Origin of the sequence: Mycobacterium florentinum (assembly GCF_010730355.1) — a bacterium.
GTDB classification, from domain to species: Bacteria; Actinomycetota; Actinomycetes; order Mycobacteriales; family Mycobacteriaceae; genus Mycobacterium; species Mycobacterium florentinum.
On sequence record NZ_AP022576.1, the window covers coordinates 3,058,478 to 3,076,880 of the forward strand.

The window sequence follows — 18,403 nt, forward strand, 5'->3', positions numbered from 1 at the left end:
GCTGATTCTGTGCCTTATTCACCGGAGGTGTCGGCGTTATCGTTCGTGTCGGCCGGTTCGGTTTCGGCCGGCCCGGGTGCGGCGGCCGCTTCGCTGTCACCGGCGACCGTGTCGACGACGCCGACCAGAGCGTGACGCAATACGTTTTCGCCCAGTTTGTAGCCCTCGCGCATGACGGTGCCGATCACCGGTTTGGAGCCCTCGCCGCCATCACCCTCGTGCTGGACGGCTTCGTGCAACACCGGGTCGAAATCTTCGCCCTCGGCACCGAACGCCACCAGACCGAGTCCGGTCAGCGCGCTCATCAGCTTGTCGGCAACCGACTTCAGCGGGCCCGACTCCAGGTCACCGTGCTTGCGCGCACGGTCGAGATCGTCGAGCACGCCCAGCAATTGGGTCACGACGGTGGCCTTGGCCCGATCCGCCGCGGCCTGCTGGTCGCGCAGCGCACGCTTGCGATAGTTCGCGAAGTCGGCCTGCACCCGTTGCAGGTCGGCGAGCAGCTCGGCCGCTTTGCCTGCCTCCTCGGGAGTTTCGCCGGCGACCGACCCGGGGGCCGCCCCGCCCGGCGCCCCTGGTTGGGGGCCGGGAGGGACGTTTCGAACTTCTCCGGTCTCGGGATCAATCCGCCGCTTATCGGTGACAGTTACCGGTTCCTGCGGATTGCCTTCGGTCACTTGGACTCCCGGTCGTCGTCGACCACCTCCGCGTCCACGACATCATCAGCGGAGCCGGATGAGCCGCCGGACTCGGTGCCGCCGGGCTGTCCACCGGCCGCCTGAGTGGCTTCGTAGATCGCCTGACCCAGCGCCTGAGACTCCTGTCCCAGCTTCTCCATCGCCGTCTTGATCGCGGAGATGTCGGTGCCGCCCAGGGCCGACTTGGCGTCGGCGATCGCGCCGTCGACCTTCGACAGCGTCTCCTCGGGAACCTGCGACCCGCCCTCGGCTTCGCGCTGCTCCTTGACGAACTTCTCCGTCTGGTAGACCAGCGACTCGGCCTGGTTGCGGACGTCGGCCTCTTCGCGACGCTTGCGGTCCTCCTCGGCGTGCGCCTCGGCGTCCTTGATCATCCGGTCGATCTCCTCCTTGGAAAGGCCGGAGCCCTCCTGGATTTTGATCGTGTTCTCCTTGCCGGTGCCCTTGTCCTTGGCCGTGACGTGCACGATGCCGTTGGCGTCGATGTCGAAGGTGACCTCGATCTGGGGCACGCCGCGCGGGGCCGGCGGGATGCCGGTCAGCTCGAAGGAGCCGAGCAGCTTGTTGTGCGAAGCGATTTCGCGCTCACCCTGGAAGACCTGAATCTGCACCGACGGCTGGTTGTCGTCGGCCGTGGTGAAGGTCTCCGACCGCTTGGTCGGGATCGTGGTGTTGCGCTCGATCAGCTTGGTCATCACGCCACCCTTGGTCTCGATACCGAGGCTCAGCGGCGTGACATCAAGCAGCAGAACGTCTTTCACCTCACCCTTGAGGACACCCGCCTGCAGCGCGGCACCAACGGCCACGACCTCGTCGGGGTTGACGCCCTTGTTGGGTTCCTTGCCGCCGGTCATCTCCTTGACCAGCTCCGAGACCGCGGGCATGCGGGTGGAACCACCCACCAGCACCACGTGGTCGATCTCGGACACCGAGATGCCGGCGTCCTTGATCACGGACTGGAACGGCTGACGCGTGCGGTCGAGCAAATCCTGTGTGATGCGCTGGAATTCGGCGCGGGTCAGCTGCTCGTCGAGGAACAACGGGTTCTTGTCGGCGTCGACGGTGATGTAGGGCAGGTTGATCGAGGTGCTCTGCGAACTCGAGAGCTCGATCTTGGCCTTCTCGGCGGCCTCACGCAGCCGCTGCATCGCCATCTTGTCCTTGGTCAGGTCAATTCCACTGGTGCCCTTGAACTTGTCGACGAGCCACTCGACGACGCGGTCGTCCCAGTCGTCCCCGCCGAGGTGGTTGTCCCCACTGGTGGCGCGGACCTCGACCACGCCCTCGCCGATCTCGAGCAGCGAGACGTCGAAGGTGCCGCCGCCGAGGTCGAAGACCAGGATGGTCTGTTCCTTCTCGCCCTTGTCCAGGCCGTAGGCCAGGGCCGCCGCGGTCGGCTCGTTGACGATGCGCAGGACGTTGAGGCCGGCGATCTGGCCGGCTTCCTTGGTGGCCTGACGCTGCGCGTCGTTGAAGTACGCGGGCACGGTGACGACCGCGTCGGTCACGTCCTCGCCCAGATACGCTTCGGCGTCGCGCTTCAGCTTCATCAGCACCCGGGCGCTGATCTCCTGAGCGGTGTACTTCTTGTCGTCGATCTCGATGGACCAGTCGGTGCCCATGTGCCGCTTGACCGAACGGATGGTGCGGTCAACGTTGGTGACCGCCTGGTTCTTGGCGGGCTGGCCGACGAGCACCTCACCGTTGCGCGCGAAGGCGACGATCGACGGGGTGGTGCGTGAGCCCTCGGAGTTGGCGACGACGACGGGGTCGCCACCTTCCAGGACTGCGACGACGGAGTTGGTGGTCCCGAGGTCGATACCGACCGCACGAGCCATAGTGATTCCTCCTGATTGTGTAGAGCTTCTGTGGTGCCACTATGCTGAGTGAACCCCGCTCAAGCCTGCCCCCGTGGACGCCGGCCTGTCAACCCAGTATTGAGTCTGGGTCACTCAACTTGTCGATTATCCTAACGATCCGTGTCGGGACCTTGTTCCCGGGGGGCCTCAGGATTTTTCCGAAGGTCGCGATCGGCCCGGCCACCAGCCAAGACGGTGCCATCTCAAATTCGCCGTGTCATGGAAATGACGTTTCAGTTAATTACGCATGCGTAGGACAACTAAGTAGTACCGTTCCACTGACTTGTACTTCTGTCCCAGTCCCCCCATGAGAAGGGCGAGGCGTCATGGCTGCTCCCCAGGTCGTCGTTGCGCGTCGCGCAACCCCACCGTGTTGTCCCCACCTGCGATGAAGGCCCGCCGTTTGACGTCGCGATTTTCGTGGTGGCACGAGTGGGCAGCGCCGCTGTGGATCGGCTGTAACTTCACCGCCTGGACGCGCCTGCTGACCCGCAACCACTTCGCCGTGCACTGGAGCCGCTGGCATTACGTGGTGCTCTACACGGTCCTGTCCGTCGTGAACTCCTTGCTCGGGATGTGCCAGAACATCGTCTTCGGCAGGCGAGTCGCCAACACGGCGATCGGAGATGCGCCGATCTTCATCATCGGGCACTGGCGCAGCGGCACCACGATGCTGCACGAAATGATGGTCCTCGACGATCACCACACGGGCCCGACGACCTACGAATGCATTGCGCCGCACCACTTTCTGCTGACCCAGCGGTTTGCCCGATTCGCGGAATTCCTGACGTCGAAGCATCGCGCCATGGACAACATGGACATGAGCATGGCGCACCCGCAGGAAGACGAATTCGCCTGGTGCATGCTGGGTCTGCCCTCGCCGTACCTCACCATCGCGTTCCCGAACCGGCCGACCCAGGACGAGCAGTATCTGGACATGGACAAGCTGAGCGCCCGGGAACTGGGGACATGGAAACAGACCTTCTTCCGGTTCGTTCAGCAGGTGTACTTCCGCCGACGCAAGGCAATCGTTCTGAAGAGTCCGACACACAGTTTCCGGATCAAGGTGCTGCTGGAGATATTTCCAAAGGCGAAGTTCGTCCACATCGTCCGGGATCCCTACGTCGTCTATCCGTCGACCGTCAATCTCTTCAAAGCGTTCTCTCTCGTCCACGGCCTGCAACGGCCGACGTTCGAGGGCCTCGATGAAAACGTCCTGTCCAACTATCTCGACCTGCATCGAAAGCTGGACGAAGGGCGCGAACTCGTTGACCCGTCAAGGTTTTACGAATTGCGCTACGAGGATCTGATCGGCGATCCCGAGGGGCAGCTGCGCAAGATGTACGAACACCTGGACCTGGGCGACTTCGACCGGTACCTGCCGCGGCTGCGCCAATACCTTGGTGCCAAGGCGACCTACCGGACGAACAGCTACGAGATGACGACCGAGCAGCGCGCGATCATCACGCAGCGCTGGGCCGAGGTCATCGATCGCTACGGCTACGGGGCACCGGCGCAGAATGCACTGCCCGAGCACGAGAAGATGCCCCTCGCAAGCTAATTCAGCGCGCCGCGATCTCCTCGATCAGCGCGAGCACCGCGCGGGTGGCCGCGCTGGTCGACCGAGCCGCGGACGTGGTGACGAACAGCCGCCATTCCAGGTCGTAGTCGCTGACGCGCAGCGTGGCCAAGCCGAAATCGTCGATTTCATCGAGGATCGTCCAGCTCAGAAACCCGATCCCCAGACCGTTGCGGATGTACGTCGCGGCCGTGCCAAGGTCGGCGACCTCCACCACGACGGTCCTTTCGACGCCGGCGGCGGTGAAGGCGTTGTCGATCACCGTTCTGGTGCCGTATCCAGGTGGGCTGTCGACGAACGACATTCCTTCCAGCTCGGCCAGTGGCACCGAATCCCGTTGGGCCAGTGGATGATCAGCGGGTACGACCAGTAGCAACGGAACGGCGGCAACCAGACGGGCATTCAGGTCGGCCGGCGGCGGCCCGGTGAAGACGAGAAAGGCGACGTCGAGGTCGCCGTCGCGGAGCTGGCGGGCGAGTCCGGCCGATCCGGCACTGGCGGCGCGCAGGCGAACCGTCACTCCGGGATGCCGGGTATGCAGTTCGGCCAGCACCGCGGGCATATCGATCACGCTGATCGACGTCAGAATCCCGACCGTGACGGTGCCGCGCACAGAGCCGCGGGTGGCGTTGACCGCATCTTTGGCCGCGCGGGCGGCGTCCAGTGTTTCGCGGGCGCGGGGGCGCAGCTCCTCTCCCGCCGGAGTCAGCTCGACACCCGCCGAGCCCCGCACGAATAGCTCCGCGCCGAGTTCGCGCTCGAGGGCCTTTATCGTGGCGGACACGCCCGATTGGACGACATGCAACTTCTTCGCGGCCTCGGTGAAGCTGCGGTTGTCCGCGACGGCGAGGAAGTACTCAAGATGGCGCAGCTCCATCCAGTCATTATCACCGCCCGTGCTAATACCCATCAGAACATGTCGTTGGCCCTGATGCCGCTGGCAAACGTAGCGTCGACCTGGTCGAGCGTGCCTGACCGCCCGTCGACCAACCCAATCCCCGACCTTGCTGGATGTGCCAATGACTCTGCAAGCTCCCGCCCTGACTCGCACCAGAACACGCTGGTCGTCTCCCTCCACCGACGACCAGTTCGTCGTCGAGAACCCCGCGACGGGCCGAACCGTCACCGTGGTCCAGGGCGCGGGGCCCAATGAGGTCGACCAGGCGGTGCGCAAAGCACACGCCGCACACCTGCGCTGGAAGCAGCGGCCGGCCCGGGAACGTGGCGCCTACCTGCGTGAAATCGCCAAGATCATCCGCGCCCATGCCGACGAACTCGCTATGCTCGAGTCGCGGGAAATGGGCAAGCCGATCATCCAGGCGCGCCAGTTCGACCTCGAAGCGGCGATCTCCATCTTCGAATTCTTCAGCAGCATCGTGGAGGCCATGCCGAACAAGGCGCGCGACCACGACACGGTCCTGGACGTCACCACGCTGGAGCCGTACGGGGTGATCGCGGCGATCGTGCCCTTCAACTGGCCACCCATCCACACCGCCGGAAAGATCGCTCCAGCAATCGCCGTCGGCAACGCCGTCGTGTTGAAACCACCGGAGCAGACGCCCTCGGTGGTGCTGCGCATGGTCGAACTGATCCAGTCGGTGCTGCCGGACCGCGTGGTGCACGCCGTGCCGGGCAAGGGCGAGGTCGGTGCCGCGCTGGCCGGACACCGTCTGGTGGGCAAGGTGTCTTTCACCGGGTCGCCCAGGACGGGTTCCGCGGTGATGCGCAATGCCGCCTGCAACCTGACCCCGACCCTGATGGAGCTCGGCGGAAAAAACCCGTTGATCGTCTTCGACGACGCCAACATGCACGAGGCGCTGATGGCCGCCATCGACGGTGGCTTCTTCAACCAAGGCGAAGCGTGTACCGCGTCATCGCGAATCCTGGTGCAGGACAAGATCTATGACGAGTTCGCCGCAAAGCTGTGCAAAGCGGTGACCAAGCTTCGGGTGGGCGACGGCGCCGACCCCACGACCGATGTGGGGCCGCTGGTCACCCGCGCGCAGCAGAAGCAGGTGCTGGACTACCTCAAGCTCGGCGTGGCCGAGGGGGCGCGCATCGCCGCCCAGGCGCCGCTGCCCGACGATCCTCGCCTGGCCGACGGCTTCTACGCATCACCGACCGTGCTGACCGACGTGACCCCGCGGATGCGGGTCGCCCGGGAAGAGATCTTCGGACCGGTCGTCACCCTGATCCCCTTCTCCGAAGAGGGTGAGGCGGTACGGATCGCCAACAGCACCCCATTCGGACTGGTTGCGGCGGTGTTCACCCAGGACGGCGATCGCGCGTTGCGGGTGAGCCGGCAGATCCGGGCCGGCGCCGTCTTCGTCAACAACTATGTCCGGATCGCCATCGGCACCGGATTCGGCGGGGTCGGCCACAGCGGATTCGGGCGCGAACACGCCGAGGAGACGCTCGCGGAATACGGCTACACCAAGACGATCCGCTGGGCCGCCAAGCGGGACGAACTGCCCTACTGGACCGCCGCCAACCGCGTGCTGGAGACGTAAGGACCACCACAGTGCGGACTATCGCACTCGAAGAGCATTACGCCACAGCGGGATTCCTGCGCGGGCCGGGTAGCTGGCTCGCGTCGCGCGCGGGCGTCATCGAACCGATCGCCGATCTCGGTGACGGCCGCATCGCGGCGATGGACGAGGCGGGAATCGATCTGGCGGTGCTGTCGCTGGCCGCGCCCGGTGTCGAACAGCTGGACGGCCCGAAAGCCGTTGCGCTGGCCCGCGAATGCAACGACGAACTCGCGGCGGCGGTCGCCCGCTACCCCGAGCGGCTGGCGGGCTTCGCGAGCGTGCCGATCAGCGCGCCCGACGCGGCGGCCGACGAGCTGGACCGGGCGATGCGCAAGCTCGGCTTCCTCGGCGCGGTTATCAACGGGCACAGTCAAGGTCGCTATCTGGACGACGCCTTTTTCGAGCCGATTCTCGATCGCGCGGCGGCGCTGAACGCTCCGATCTACCTGCACCCGACGATCCCGCCGGCTGCCGTCATCGAGTCCAGCTACGCGGGGTTCTCCCCCGAGGTCACATTCGCCTTCGCGACGGTGGGGTGGGGCTGGCACATCAACACCGCCACTCACGTGCTGCGACTGATTCTTGGTGGCGTGTTCGACCGCTACCCGGATTTGCAGATCATCATCGGGCACATGGGCGAGGGGACGTCGTTCATGCTGCCGCGTTTCGACGCCACGCTGAAGCCGGAGCTGACCGGGCTCAAACACCCGATCAGCACCTATCTACGGCGCAACGTGCACTACACCTTCGCCAACTTCAACGACGAAGCCACCTACGCGAACCTGGTCGCACACGTCGGCATTGACCGGGTGGCGTTTTCGGCCGACTACCCGTTCGGGTCGATGAAGACCGCCCGCGAATTCCTGGACAAGCTCCCGCTGACCGACGACGAGCGGGCGCGCATCAGCCACCTCAACGCGGAGAAGCTGCTCGGTCTGTGACCTAGCCGGGCTCGTCGACGTCCTGACCGCCGGCAAGGTCACTGCAGTCGACGTTCTCGACGTCATGGCGGCCCCGCAGATACGCCCCGGCGCCTTGGTCCCCGGATATCTGAGCCAGCACGTCGGGCCAGTGCCGGCGCGCGATGACCACCGGATGGCCGGGCCGGTCACCGAAATACGCACGTGCCAAACCACTTTCGGCCGCGCGGCCGAGCACCCGCGCTACGACGTCGGGGCCCACGTCGGGGGTGTCGATCACATGCAGCACGGCGTCGTCGGCGCCCAGGCGATCGGCCTCGGCCAGGCCGGCACGCACCGACTCGCTGAGCCCCTGGTGCCATTGCGGCGCGGTGATCGCCGTGACGCCGGGCGGGGCCGCGACCTCGGCGGCACCCAGGACCAGAACGACGTCGGTGCAGCCCCCGTCGCGAAGAGCGCCGACCGCGATGTCAAGCCAGCCTGCTACCAAGACCTTTGGCTTGCCATAGCGGCGCCCGGCGCCCGCGGCGAGCAAGACTCCAACGTGGCGTGACGGATCGGTGGACTGCGGTAACCGCACTCCCCAATGATGCATCCGCCCTCTGGCTGGGCGACAGCCCCATCGAGCGTGGCGCCCAGCGATAACACTTTGTTATCGGCGGCATTTCAAAAGGGCGTCGCCCCAGCACCTTGCGCCGTCTCCTGCGTAGTCTGCTTCTGATATCTCCGAGCTTCGGGAGCGACGCGTGCGGTTTTCGCAGAATGCCCGGCGGGGCCTGGCGGGTGGTTCGCTGGTGCTCGCGACCCTGTTGGCTAGCCCCATGCTGATTTCGGGCTGCAGCTCCGTCATCGACGGCAAGCCGGTGGCCGTACCGGGCACCGGACCGACCGAGCCGACGTTCCCCACGCCGCGGCCCAGTATCACCGCGGCGCCGCCGTCGGGCCCCATCGGGGTTCCGCCGTCGACGCCGGCGAACCCGACCGCTCCGGCTGGCGCGATTCCGCTGCCGCCCGACCAGAACGGCTACGTCTTCATCGAGACCAAGTCCGGCATCACGCGTTGCCAGATCAACAAGGACAGCGTCGGATGCGAAGCACCGTTCACCGACTCGCCCATGCAGGATGGTGAGCACGCCAACGGCGTCCACATCACGTCTGGCGGCACGGTGCAGTGGATCTTGGGCAACCTGGGCGCGATCCCCGCCGTCACGATCGACTACAAGATCTACGACGCGCAGGGCTGGACGATCGACGCTTCCGAAGCCGGCACCCGATTCACCAACGGCCACACCGGGCACGGCATGTTCGTCAGTGTCGAGAAGGTCAACACGTTCTAGGCGACTGGTTTAGCCTCCCGAGTTGCGCTGGCATGCATGATCTAGGCGTCGACTGCTGCGACTGGAAGGCCTACGGATAGCCAGCGTTCACGGACCTCGCCGACCTTGTCGGCGGGAGCGGAAAGCAACAAACCGAAGGCCGCTGGCGGCCTGAGTTCGTCACGGTGGTTGTCCCTGTAGAAGGACATCGCGTTGGCGAACCAACGAAACACTTCGGGTTGATCAACCAGAGTTAGATGCGCATTAGTAATTTCGGTCAAGTAGCCGCGAGCGGGGCCTGCCGGTGCCCTGCATTCACCATGTTGTCCAAGTCACGCATAAAGTCATCAAAGGCATCCGCATTGCGCCCAAACCATTCCGGGAAGTCCCATGCCTCGGCGAAGGCGTCATAAACCGCATCGAGGGTCTTAATGTGCGATCCCTCCACGATGCGAACCTCAACCCCTGGCACGGGAACCAGCGGGGATTCAGAGCGTATTCCCACACATGGCCCGCGACCGCCGGCCTGTCTCAAGAATTCGTCAACGTTCACGTATGTGCCATCGCTACCGCATCCTGCGGAATGCTCCGTAATGATCATTGGTATACCAAGCCGATCCGTCACTGGCTTGGCGTCTGAATTGGTAGCCCAACGCGGGGCAGCGGAGCCGCCGCCACCAACTCCGCCGAAATCGTCTCGCAGTGCGCCGCCCGCACCTGCAGCCCCGCATCAGTGACCCGAAGAGCATCGGCCACGTCGAGGAGTTTAGGCCGGTACCAGCGATTAGCACTTCACCTCATTCCAAGGCGGAGGGCGACGTGCGCGTAGAGCCCCTTCACGTCCTGACGCCGGTCAGTACGATCGGTGCCGTGGCAGGCCCCCCGCAGGACTTCAACAATGAGCCGACGCGCTACAGAGACGTCGGCAGGGGCGGTGGCCCGCCCGCCGATGGCCCGCCAGCCGACGAACCGCCGCAGCCCGCTCCCGGCCCGGTCGAGCCCCAGACGGATCCTTTCGACGACGAGACCGAGCCCACCGCGTGGTACCGCAAGCCGGTAGGCCTGATCATCTGGGGCCTGTCCGTTCTGGTCCTGATCGCCCTGATCGTCTACGGCATCGTCCAGCTCATCGGAGACCAGGGCACCACCAGCAACCCCAAGACGAGCACGACGACGCCGTCGACCACCACGACGACGGTCACGACCACCCCGCCGTCGTCGGCGCCGACGACCACGACCACGACGACAACGGCACCACCCACCAGCAGCGCCGAGGCGCCGGAACCAACACACCAGCCCACCCAGCAGCAACCCACGCATCGGCATCACTGGCCGTCATGGCTGCCCACGACCATCCCCGCGTTGCCCTAACGAGTTGATTGCAATCAGGTCAACATTTGACGGCCGATCGGAAGCCGCCCGTGTGGGATCCGCCCCGGACCAGCCCGCCCCGCTAATCTCGGCGACCATGGGAAGGCACGCGCCGGCAGACCATTTCGTCGACGACGACCCGACCGTGTTCATCCACTACGGGGACGACGACCACGGCAGCGCGGAGCCCGATCCCGACGATCCGATTCCGGGTTGGCGCAAACCAATTGCGTTGGCCGGGTGGGGCCTGCTCATCGCGGTGCTGATCGCGCTGATCGTCTGGGGCATCATCCAACTCATGCACGGCGCCCCGCCGCAACAACCGATAACCAACACCACCCCCGCGACCGCCACCACGACGCCGGCCCGGTCGTCGAGCACCTCGAGCGTGCCACCGCCGGCACCAAGCGAGCAGACGACCACCCCGCCCGCCACCGACGCCCCGTCGGCGTCGACCGAGGACTCGCTGCCGTCGACCGCCACGACCACGCCGACCACGCCATCGGGCGACGCGTACCCGCTGCCACAACTGCCGTCGGTGATCACGCTGCCGCCGCTGCCGGGGCTACCGACCGAGATCACGCTGCCGCCCGGCCTGTGAAAAGGGCTCCCACCTAGACTCTCGGGAACCCACAGTCACATTTACGACAAAGCACAGAGGTATGCCAGATGTCCGAGTCGCTCGGGTTGTCCATCGGGATGGCCAATCTGGTCGCGGCCAGGACGGGTGGCGACGTGGTGACTCGCAGATCCGTGCTCACCCTGTTTGACCAGCGCCCATCGGAAGTCGGCCTCCCGGAGGAAACTGGGGACCCGGCCGACGCCGGCCTGGTGATGCGGGGGTTCGTCGAACGGGTCGGCGACCGAACTCCGCTGGTGGCGGCCGACGGCACCAAGTACCTCGGTGACGCGCTGACGGTCGAGGCGCTCGAGGCGATGGCCCGCGCCGTCGACTACGGAACGCCGGTCACGATCGCCGTCCCCGCCTATTGGTCGCCGGAACAGTCCGCGGCCCTGCGCGAGGAATTCTTCGCCCAGCCGGGCCTGGCTCCCAACGGCGTTCCGCCGGCGCTGATCTCCGACGCCACCGCGTCGCTCACCGCGCTGCGGGCCGAACCGGACTTCCCGGCCCAAGGCATCGTCGCGCTGTGCGACTTCGGCGCCAGCGGCACCACCGTCACGCTGAGCGACGCCGGATCGGACTATGCGCAGATCGGCCCGTCGGTGCGCTACCGCGAATTCTCCGGCGACGGGATCGACCAGCTCATCCTCGACCGCATGCGCGACAGCGTTCCGAGCGACAGCTCCGGCGGCGTCGCCAGCACGACGCGGATGGGGTCGCTGACTCGCCTGCTCGACCAATACCGGACCGCGAAGGAGGAACTGTCGACGGCGCCGGTCACCACCGTCCCGGCGGTAACCGGCGAGGACGTCGAGCTGTCCCGCAACGAATTCGAGGAGCTGATCTCCGGGCCGCTGGACGAATTCGTCACGGGCGTCGAAAACATCTTGCGGCACAACGAGATTCCGGCGACAAAATTGGCCGCTGTGGCCACCGTCGGCGGTGGCGCTGCCATCCCGCTGCTCGCCACCCGCCTTTCCGAACGCCTCGGGGTGCCGGTGCACACCGCACCACAGCCCGCGTTCACCGCCGCCCTCGGCGCGGCCTCCTTCGGTCTGCAGCACCCCGCAACGAGCGCGGTGCCGAGCCCTGCCGTCGGCAATGCGACGCAATTGGCACCCGCCGTGCCGGCCGACATGACGCAAGCCATCCCGAACGCCCGGATCGAAGAAGAGGGACCCCTGGCCTGGTCCGAGGACGAAGACGAGGAAGATCCCGTCCCCTACACCGGCCCGGAACACAGTGGCCAATATGTCCGCGACGCAATGGGTTTCGAGTACGAGGAGGACGACCCCTCCGCCGCCGCACCACCGCCGTGGTACCGGCGCACCGCCGTCGTCTTGAGCCTGGCAGCCGCGGCCGCGGCCATCATGGTGGCCACGATCCTGGCGTTGACCCTGGGCGAGGAGAACCCGAGGCCGGTGCAGCCGTCGCCGAGTCACCCGACGGCCCCGCCGCCCGAGCAAACCGTGACCGTCACCGAGCCGAACCCCACCGAGACGGTGACCGCGCCGCCCCCGCCGCCACCGTCGACGACCACCACCACCGAACCGCCCGTGACGATCACCGAGGCTCCGCCCACCACGACGTATCAGCCGCCGCCCACCACGACGGTCCCGCCGCCCACGACCACGGTCCCGCCGCCGGTGCCAACCGAACGCGAGCGACACTGGCCGTGGCGGCGCTACTGACGCGGCTGAATGTTGGGGCCGTGAGTGGCGAAGTCGGCCACCATCGCCTCGGCGCTGCGCACCGCAGCACGGCATGCCTTGGTGGTGAACGGGTCGTTGAGCGGATGCTCGGCCCGGCGGCGCCAGCGTTGCGCCGCGGCGAATGCGGCTCGCGGCCCCTCGTTGGGGTCGGCGTTACGATCCAAACCCAGCCGGCTGGCCGGGCGGGTGCCCGATCCGCCGATGATGCGACGCAGTGACGCGATTTCTTCCGTGTTCAACATGGTTGGGCGAGAAGATAATTGGCTGAGCAGCCGAAGCTCCTCGAAAGCGTGCGTGTCGGCCAGCAGCGGGTCGATATCGGCGATGACATAGGGTGTCGCGACGATCGGGAACGCCTCTACGAACCTGCGCAACGACACCAGCGCGGTGTGCGCCTTCAACATGTCGGAGCGTTGCGCGAATTGCTGATCGATGACCTCGCGCAGCGCTACCAACCCACTGCGCTCCAGCAATTCGTCGGCCAGGCCGGCCGCGTCGGCGACGCCGGTGGCCAGCACGGCGAGCGAGATCCGCAGACCGAACATGCCGAACCGGTCCAACAGCTGGGCACGGGTTGCCGCGTCGACGGGCAGCGGGCTCTCGACGCGCACGAAGCGGTCCACGCTCAGCATGGCCTTGCTGAGTTCGGTCGTATCGGCAGACGCGAGCTTCTGCAGGGCGATGAACTCGCTTTGGCGCAGCGTGCGCGCGGTCAGCGCCAGCAGCCCCGAGACCGGCACCACGGCTTGGCAGATGCCCGTCTCATTCATCTCCTTGGTGAATCGCTGTGCCACATCGGCTGCCGACAGCATGGCGTCGATCCGGCCCGCGCCGATCTCGTCGGCCCGCGACGCCACCCCGATGATGCCCAGCGCGCCCGTGGACCCGCCGACGAGTTGCCCAATCTGCTTGAGCAGGGCCACATCTGCGGCGTTGAGGGTGCGCAGCAGGAACACCACCGCGTCCACTCGCGGCACCCCGTCGGGGGGCACCAGCAACCGCAGCGTGCGCTCGGAGGCCTCACGCGTCAGCGACGACGTCCCCGGGGTGTCGATGATGGTGGTCTCGACCAATTCTTCGGCCGGCCACTCGACGTCCAGGTCGGCCACGTCGGCGGGGTTGAGTGTCCGGAAGTCGAACGTCAGCCCGGAGCTGTGATTGATCGGCACATTGGAATGCCTTCCGCCCCAATGGTTTGCGGTGACCTTTGGGGTGGGCCCGTGCCGGAACCACGTCACGATCCGGGTGGCCTCGGTGGCGTCGGTCGGGGCGATGTCTTGACCGACCAAAGCGTTGAGCAGGGTGGACTTTCCGGCCTTGAGTGTGCCGGCCAGGGCGATGCGGATCGGTTCGTTCAGCCGCGCGCCGATGCGGTCCAGTTCGAAGAAAACCTCGGGTCGGTTCCGGAATGCCGGCTCACCACGGTAGGCCTGGACGGTCCCGCCCAAAATCGCTCGGACTCGATCGCTCGTGCTCACACCCGTCCTACGGTCACCTGTGGCGTCAGTTTGTCCACATTCTCGGTGACCTGGTTCAGGATATTCAACTGCCGCTCGAGTTCCCGGACCTTGTTATCACGTTCGGCTTCTTCCACGTGCGCGGCGGCGATGGTGGACTGCAGCGATTCGTTGAGCGATCGGGAGATCTCGTTGGCGATGTCGCGGTAGTGGTCGCGCAGCGTGCGGTGGATGATCTTGAGCCGGTCGCGCGATTCCTTGCCCACCACGAACGAGATGTCGTCGACAAAGCGCCGCACATTTGTCTTGGCCTCGGCGCGCGCCCGCAGCAGCCGGTTCTCCTTGTCCTCCTTGTAGGCCATCCGGCCCAGGATCAGCCCGGCGCCCACCGACAACGGGTTGAACAGGCCCAGACCCGCCACGGACGACAACATGCCGATCATCACCACGCCGCCGTACGAACCACGCAGTCCGCTCACCATTTTCTGGCCCTTACCGGCCGGCTTGGACTCGAGGTCGGACACCGACTTGAGCTGGCCGAAGTCCCCGCCCATCGCGCGTTGGCTCAGCTGGGGGGTTAGCACCGAGTCCAGTCCCGCCGCGGCGAACGAACGGGCGACGTCGTCGGCCAGCTCCTCGGCGCGTTGGTAGGCCCAGACGAAGTTGTCTCCGACGGCGGTGGCGACGGCTTCCTCGACGTCGCTGCCGATTTCGGCCCAATGCCGGGTCGGGTCGCACGAATCGATCTGGCGCTCGATGTCCTCGGTGAGGGAACGGAACCGGGCGCGCATGTCGTGGTCGACGTCGGTGCTCAGGTCGGTGAATCCGTCGTTGAGCACCTGCTGCCACAGGGCGGTCTGCTCGAGTGCGTCCAGCGCGTCGCGCTTGCGCCGCTCCAGGTCTTCGGCAAGCCCGTCACGAAGCCCTGGATCGTTGACGACCGCGAGTTCCGAGCCCGCGGACATCGTCAATTGTTCTGCGGCCGAACGGATATCGCGGAGAACCTCGTCGCGCACCCGGTCGGTCTCGCGGGTGAGCACCCGCTCACTGAGGAATTTGACGATCGCGGGGAAGTTGGATTCCTCGTTGAGTTCGGTGTCGTTCTGGGTGACGGCGTGGCTGCGCAGCAGCGACGAGACGGGCAGGATCGGTATCGGCACCCCGGCGCGCTGCAGGTGCGCGGTGTTGGCGGCGACGATGTCGCGCCAGTGCGGATACAGGTCAGTCTTGGTGGCCGCCAACACCGACACGGGGCAGATGCGGTGGGCCTGGCGGATGAACCACATCTCCGGTTCGGTCAATTCCTGGCTGGTGTCGCTGACCATGATCAGCGCGTCCGCGTTGGGCAGCAGGCCCAGCGTCGCCGACAAGTGCGGCTGCCCGTGGCCGCCCACGCCCGGGGTGTCGATGAATGTCAGCCCACCTTGCAGAAGCGGGCTGGGCGCGGCGATCTCGACGCGCAGCACTTCACGGTTGCCGGCTTGCGGCGCGCGGCGCAGGTCGGTGTTGATGTCGTCGATCGGGATGTCGACGGGCGCGGGCTCTCCGTTGGGTCCGGCCGCCACGATCAGCCGGGCCGACGGTGGGTCGCCGTGGCTGACGACGGTGATGACGACGGTGGCCTCGTCGTCGCCCACTCGCGCCACCGGCAGATTGAGCAACGAGTTGAGCAGCTGACTCTTGCCCTGTTTGAGCTGCCCGGCGATCACCACCCGGATCTGCGGGTCGGTAATTCGGTCGCGGGCGCGGGCTAGTCGTTCCGCGAGATCATTGCGTTCGCTGAGTTCGGCGATGGCGATGGTGTGGTCGATCAGCTCGACGATGACGCTGACGCGCCTCGGATCGCTGGCTTGAGTCACCGCGGTTCCCCACTTTCTCGCATCTGTGATTACGGTATGCGCGCGAATCGGCGGGGATCAAAACATCCCCGCCGTTTCGCTACATCCGCGTGTTACCCGTGCGGGCCGGGGTGCGACGGCGCGGGTGCGTGCACCGGAGCCGGAGCATGCACCGGGGCCGGAGCGTGCGGAGTCCCTTCGAACACCGACGGGCTGTGCGGGGCCGGGGCATGCTCCACCGGAGCCGGGGCATGCTGAACCGGGGCAGGCGAATGCTGAACCGGGGCGGGCGAGTGCTCGACCGGAGCCGGCGAATGCTGAACCGGGGCGGGCGAGTGCTGAACCGGTGCCTGCTGCGCGGGCTCGTGGATCACCGGTCCACCCGCGCTGCCGTGGCCGCCGGCACCGCCGGCGCCGCCACCCTGCAAGACGGAGCCGGGGTTCGACGGAGGCGTCGCGTGACCACCAATACCGCCCCCGGCACCGCCGCCGCCCTGAATCACCGGGCCCTGTCCGGCAGGCCCGGCCGGGCCGTGAGCGCCGACACCACCGCTGCCGGCGGCACCGCCGCCGCCACCGAGCGTCGCGCCTTCCTGGCCGAGGATGCCGCCGTGAGCTCCACCGCCGGCACCCGCGTTGATGCCACCGCCCGGGAAGCCACCGCCAACACCGGCCCCTGAGTTGATGCCGCCAGCAGCTCCGCCGTGGCCGCCCATACCTGCGCCGCCGACTCCTGCGTTGATGCCGCCGCCAGCTTCTGCGTGGCTGCCCAAGCCGGCGGGTCCGGCAACGGTCGCGGATTGCGCCGTCGCGTGGCCTCCCAGCCCACCTTCACCGCTCAACGTGCCGCCGGTGCGTGCCCCGCCGATGCCGAGACCAGCGCCGCCAGCCGCGGCGGCACCGCCTTGACCACCGACGCCGACACCCCCGAGCGGGCCGGCCACGTGAGGAGTGGCGGCACCGTTCAGCGCTGCGCCCTCGCTAGCGATCAACCCCGCCTGACCGCTGGCCCCCAGCGCCGCGTTACCTCCCCCGCCGGCAATCGCGCCGGCGTTGCCCGCACCTGCCAGCTGGCTGCTGGCACCGAAACTTGCCTGGCTCGCCAAAGCGGCCTGACCGCCCAGACCTGCCTGCTCACCGGCACCGAAGCCGCCGCCGACCTGGCTACCAACGCCAGCACCAAAGCCGCCGGCCACCTGGCTGCCAAAGCCGCCTGCCGCCTGGCCACCGGCACCGGCGCCAGCGCCGAACGCGCCACCAGCCTGGCCGCCAAAACCACCTGCAGCCTGGCCGCCGAGGCCGCCACCCGCTTGGCCGCCGGCACCGAAACTTGCCTGGCTCACCAGAGCGGCCTGACCGCCGACACCTGCTTGGCCAGCCAACCCGGCCTGACCGCCAGCACCGAAGCCGCCACCGGCCTGACCGCCGGCTTCACCCCTTAGACCAACACCGGCGTGACCCCCCAGGCCAGCGCCTCCCCCAAGGCCGGCGCCGCCGTTGAATCCGGCACCAGCACCGACCCCAGCGCGACCGCCGAGACCAGCTTCGCCACCAAGACCCGCACCGCCACCGAACCCGGCGCCGCCTTCAAGTCCGCCACCGGCCCGCAGCCCAACACCTTCACCGAAACCGGCACGGCCACCGAAACCGCTCTCACCACCGAGACCGATACCGGCGCGGCCGCCCAGGCCGCTCTCGCCGCCGAAACCAAGACCAGCGCGGCCGCCGAATCCGGTCTGCGCACCCAAACCGATGCCGGTCAGGCCGCCACCGCCAAGTCCGAAGCCGCCGTGTCCACCAAAGCCACCACCAATACCCAGGCCGGCATTGAGGCCGACGCCCAAACCAAACTCGCTTCCGAAGCCGCCACCATGACCGGGGCCGTGGCCGAATTCACCCACGCCAGGCCGGAACCCGCCCCAGCCGGGGCCACAGCCCGTACCGCCCCAATCGGGGCCACAACCGGGTCCGAACCCAGGCCGGTCGCCCCAGCCGTGTCCCCAGCCAGGCCGACCGTCGTCCCATCCGTGGTGTCCCCAACCGGGCCGCCCGTCACCCCAGCCCGGACGGAAGCCACCCCAGCCAGGTCCGAAACCGGGACCAAACCCGCCGGTGCCGGGACCAAATCCGCCCCAACCGGGCTGAAAGCCGAACCCGCCGTAGCCGCCGCCGTACAGTCCGGCGTTGACGCCACCGAGCAGCGCGCCACCCAAGTCGCCAACGATCGCGCCACCGAGGCCGAGTGCGGCGCCGGCGCCGTCGACAACCGGCGCAATCGCGTCACCCACCAGGGCGCCCGCATCCTGAGCAACCGCGCCGACCAGGCCGGGTCCGTACCCGTAGCCCGGGTCGTATCCGCCGTATCCGGGGTCATAGCCGCCGTAGCCCTGGTCGTACCCGTAGCCCTGGTCGTAGCCGCCATAGCCCGGGGCAAAGCCGTACTGATCGGTGAGCACCTGCTGTAACCCGCCAATCGGGTCGCCCACGCCAAGGGGCACCC

Annotated in this window: 18 protein-coding genes; 10 read left to right on the plus strand and 8 right to left on the minus strand. The window is 67.2% G+C overall.

Annotated features, from left to right (window positions below; genetic code table 11):
* Positions 1-14: 14 nt before the first annotated feature.
* Both grpE and dnaK read right to left on the minus strand, forming a co-directional pair.
* Positions 15-677, minus strand: a complete 663-nt coding sequence (gene grpE / locus G6N55_RS14520; RefSeq protein ID WP_085222623.1) for a nucleotide exchange factor GrpE — start codon at positions 675-677, stop codon at positions 15-17.
* Entirely contained in the window at positions 674-2,536 is a 1,863-nt protein-coding gene (dnaK, locus tag G6N55_RS14525) for a molecular chaperone DnaK (protein ID WP_085222622.1), read from the minus strand. The genes grpE and dnaK overlap by 4 nt, the downstream gene beginning before the upstream one ends.
* 409 nt (positions 2,537-2,945) lie before the next feature.
* Between dnaK and G6N55_RS14530 the strand changes: the two genes are divergently transcribed.
* Positions 2,946-4,118, plus strand: coding sequence for a sulfotransferase family protein (locus tag G6N55_RS14530; RefSeq protein WP_085222621.1), 1,173 nt, complete (start codon positions 2,946-2,948; stop codon positions 4,116-4,118).
* Between the two features lies 1 nt (position 4,119).
* Here the strand turns inward: G6N55_RS14530 and G6N55_RS14535 are convergent, their stop codons facing one another.
* Complete coding sequence (locus G6N55_RS14535; protein WP_085223018.1) at positions 4,120-5,013, minus strand: LysR family transcriptional regulator; 894 nt, start codon at positions 5,011-5,013, stop codon at positions 4,120-4,122.
* A gap of 142 nt (positions 5,014-5,155) precedes the next feature.
* Here G6N55_RS14535 and G6N55_RS14540 point away from each other — a divergent pair, with 142 nt between their 5' ends.
* Together G6N55_RS14540 and G6N55_RS14545 are read left to right on the plus strand one after the other, a co-directional pair.
* Complete coding sequence (locus tag G6N55_RS14540; RefSeq protein WP_085222620.1) at positions 5,156-6,646, plus strand: aldehyde dehydrogenase family protein; 1,491 nt, start codon at positions 5,156-5,158, stop codon at positions 6,644-6,646.
* 11 nt (positions 6,647-6,657) lie between these two features.
* Positions 6,658-7,608 carry an amidohydrolase family protein gene (locus tag G6N55_RS14545; protein WP_085222619.1) on the plus strand — a complete coding sequence of 317 codons (951 nt, stop codon included), beginning with the start codon at positions 6,658-6,660 and terminating at the stop codon, positions 7,606-7,608.
* Between the two features lies 1 nt (position 7,609).
* On the opposite strand, the gene G6N55_RS14550 is transcribed toward G6N55_RS14545, so the two are convergent.
* The gene (locus G6N55_RS14550) at positions 7,610-8,167 is read right to left on the minus strand and encodes a nucleotidyltransferase family protein (RefSeq protein ID WP_232079008.1); all 558 of its coding nucleotides are present in this window, start codon (positions 8,165-8,167) and stop codon (positions 7,610-7,612) included.
* A 166-nt stretch (positions 8,168-8,333) separates the two neighbouring features.
* Between G6N55_RS14550 and G6N55_RS14555 the strand changes: the two genes are divergently transcribed.
* A complete protein-coding gene (locus G6N55_RS14555) occupies positions 8,334-8,924 on the plus strand; it encodes a hypothetical protein (protein WP_085222617.1) in 591 nt (196 codons plus the stop codon).
* 256 nt (positions 8,925-9,180) lie between these two features.
* Here the strand turns inward: G6N55_RS14555 and G6N55_RS14560 are convergent, their stop codons facing one another.
* Together G6N55_RS14560 and G6N55_RS30145 are read right to left on the minus strand one after the other, a co-directional pair.
* A complete protein-coding gene (locus G6N55_RS14560) occupies positions 9,181-9,351 on the minus strand; it encodes a barstar family protein (RefSeq protein WP_163667338.1) in 171 nt (56 codons plus the stop codon).
* Positions 9,352-9,524: 173 nt separating this feature from the next.
* Entirely contained in the window at positions 9,525-9,659 is a 135-nt protein-coding gene (locus tag G6N55_RS30145) for a hypothetical protein (RefSeq protein ID WP_264001599.1), read from the minus strand.
* A 114-nt stretch (positions 9,660-9,773) separates the two neighbouring features.
* On the opposite strand from G6N55_RS30145, the gene G6N55_RS14565 reads away from it, so the two are divergent.
* The 3 genes from G6N55_RS14565 (at position 9,774) to G6N55_RS14575 (ending at position 12,587) form a co-directional block, all read left to right on the plus strand.
* On the plus strand, positions 9,774-10,274 hold the full coding sequence (locus G6N55_RS14565; protein WP_139826869.1) for a hypothetical protein: 501 nt from the start codon (positions 9,774-9,776) through the stop codon (positions 10,272-10,274).
* 97 nt (positions 10,275-10,371) lie between these two features.
* Positions 10,372-10,875 carry an oligopeptide transporter substrate-binding protein gene (locus G6N55_RS14570; RefSeq protein WP_139826868.1) on the plus strand — a complete coding sequence of 168 codons (504 nt, stop codon included), beginning with the start codon at positions 10,372-10,374 and terminating at the stop codon, positions 10,873-10,875.
* A 68-nt stretch (positions 10,876-10,943) separates the two neighbouring features.
* Positions 10,944-12,587, plus strand: a complete 1,644-nt coding sequence (locus G6N55_RS14575; protein WP_085222614.1) for an Hsp70 family protein — start codon at positions 10,944-10,946, stop codon at positions 12,585-12,587.
* Here the strand turns inward: G6N55_RS14575 and iniC are convergent.
* A complete protein-coding gene (gene iniC, locus G6N55_RS14580) occupies positions 12,581-14,086 on the minus strand; it encodes an isoniazid-induced dynamin-like GTPase IniC (RefSeq protein ID WP_085222613.1) in 1,506 nt (501 codons plus the stop codon). The two genes, G6N55_RS14575 and iniC, sit on opposite strands and share 7 nt — an antisense overlap.
* Positions 14,083-15,924 (minus strand): dynamin-like GTPase family protein, encoded by a 1,842-nt coding sequence (locus G6N55_RS14585; RefSeq protein ID WP_085222612.1) that lies wholly within the window; start codon positions 15,922-15,924, stop codon positions 14,083-14,085. Before G6N55_RS14585 ends, iniC begins: the two co-directional genes overlap by 4 nt.
* A gap of 437 nt (positions 15,925-16,361) precedes the next feature.
* Here G6N55_RS14585 and G6N55_RS29820 point away from each other — a divergent pair, with 437 nt between their 5' ends.
* The 3 genes from G6N55_RS29820 to G6N55_RS29830 are packed head-to-tail and all read left to right on the plus strand — an operon-like array spanning position 16,362 to position 18,368.
* Positions 16,362-16,583 carry a hypothetical protein gene (locus tag G6N55_RS29820; RefSeq protein ID WP_139826867.1) on the plus strand — a complete coding sequence of 74 codons (222 nt, stop codon included), beginning with the start codon at positions 16,362-16,364 and terminating at the stop codon, positions 16,581-16,583.
* 24 nt (positions 16,584-16,607) lie between these two features.
* The gene (locus tag G6N55_RS29825) at positions 16,608-17,345 is read left to right on the plus strand and encodes a hypothetical protein (RefSeq protein ID WP_163667341.1); all 738 of its coding nucleotides are present in this window, start codon (positions 16,608-16,610) and stop codon (positions 17,343-17,345) included.
* Positions 17,346-17,357: 12 nt separating this feature from the next.
* Positions 17,358-18,368, plus strand: a complete 1,011-nt coding sequence (locus tag G6N55_RS29830; protein ID WP_085222610.1) for a hypothetical protein — start codon at positions 17,358-17,360, stop codon at positions 18,366-18,368.
* Positions 18,369-18,403 lie beyond the last annotated feature (35 nt).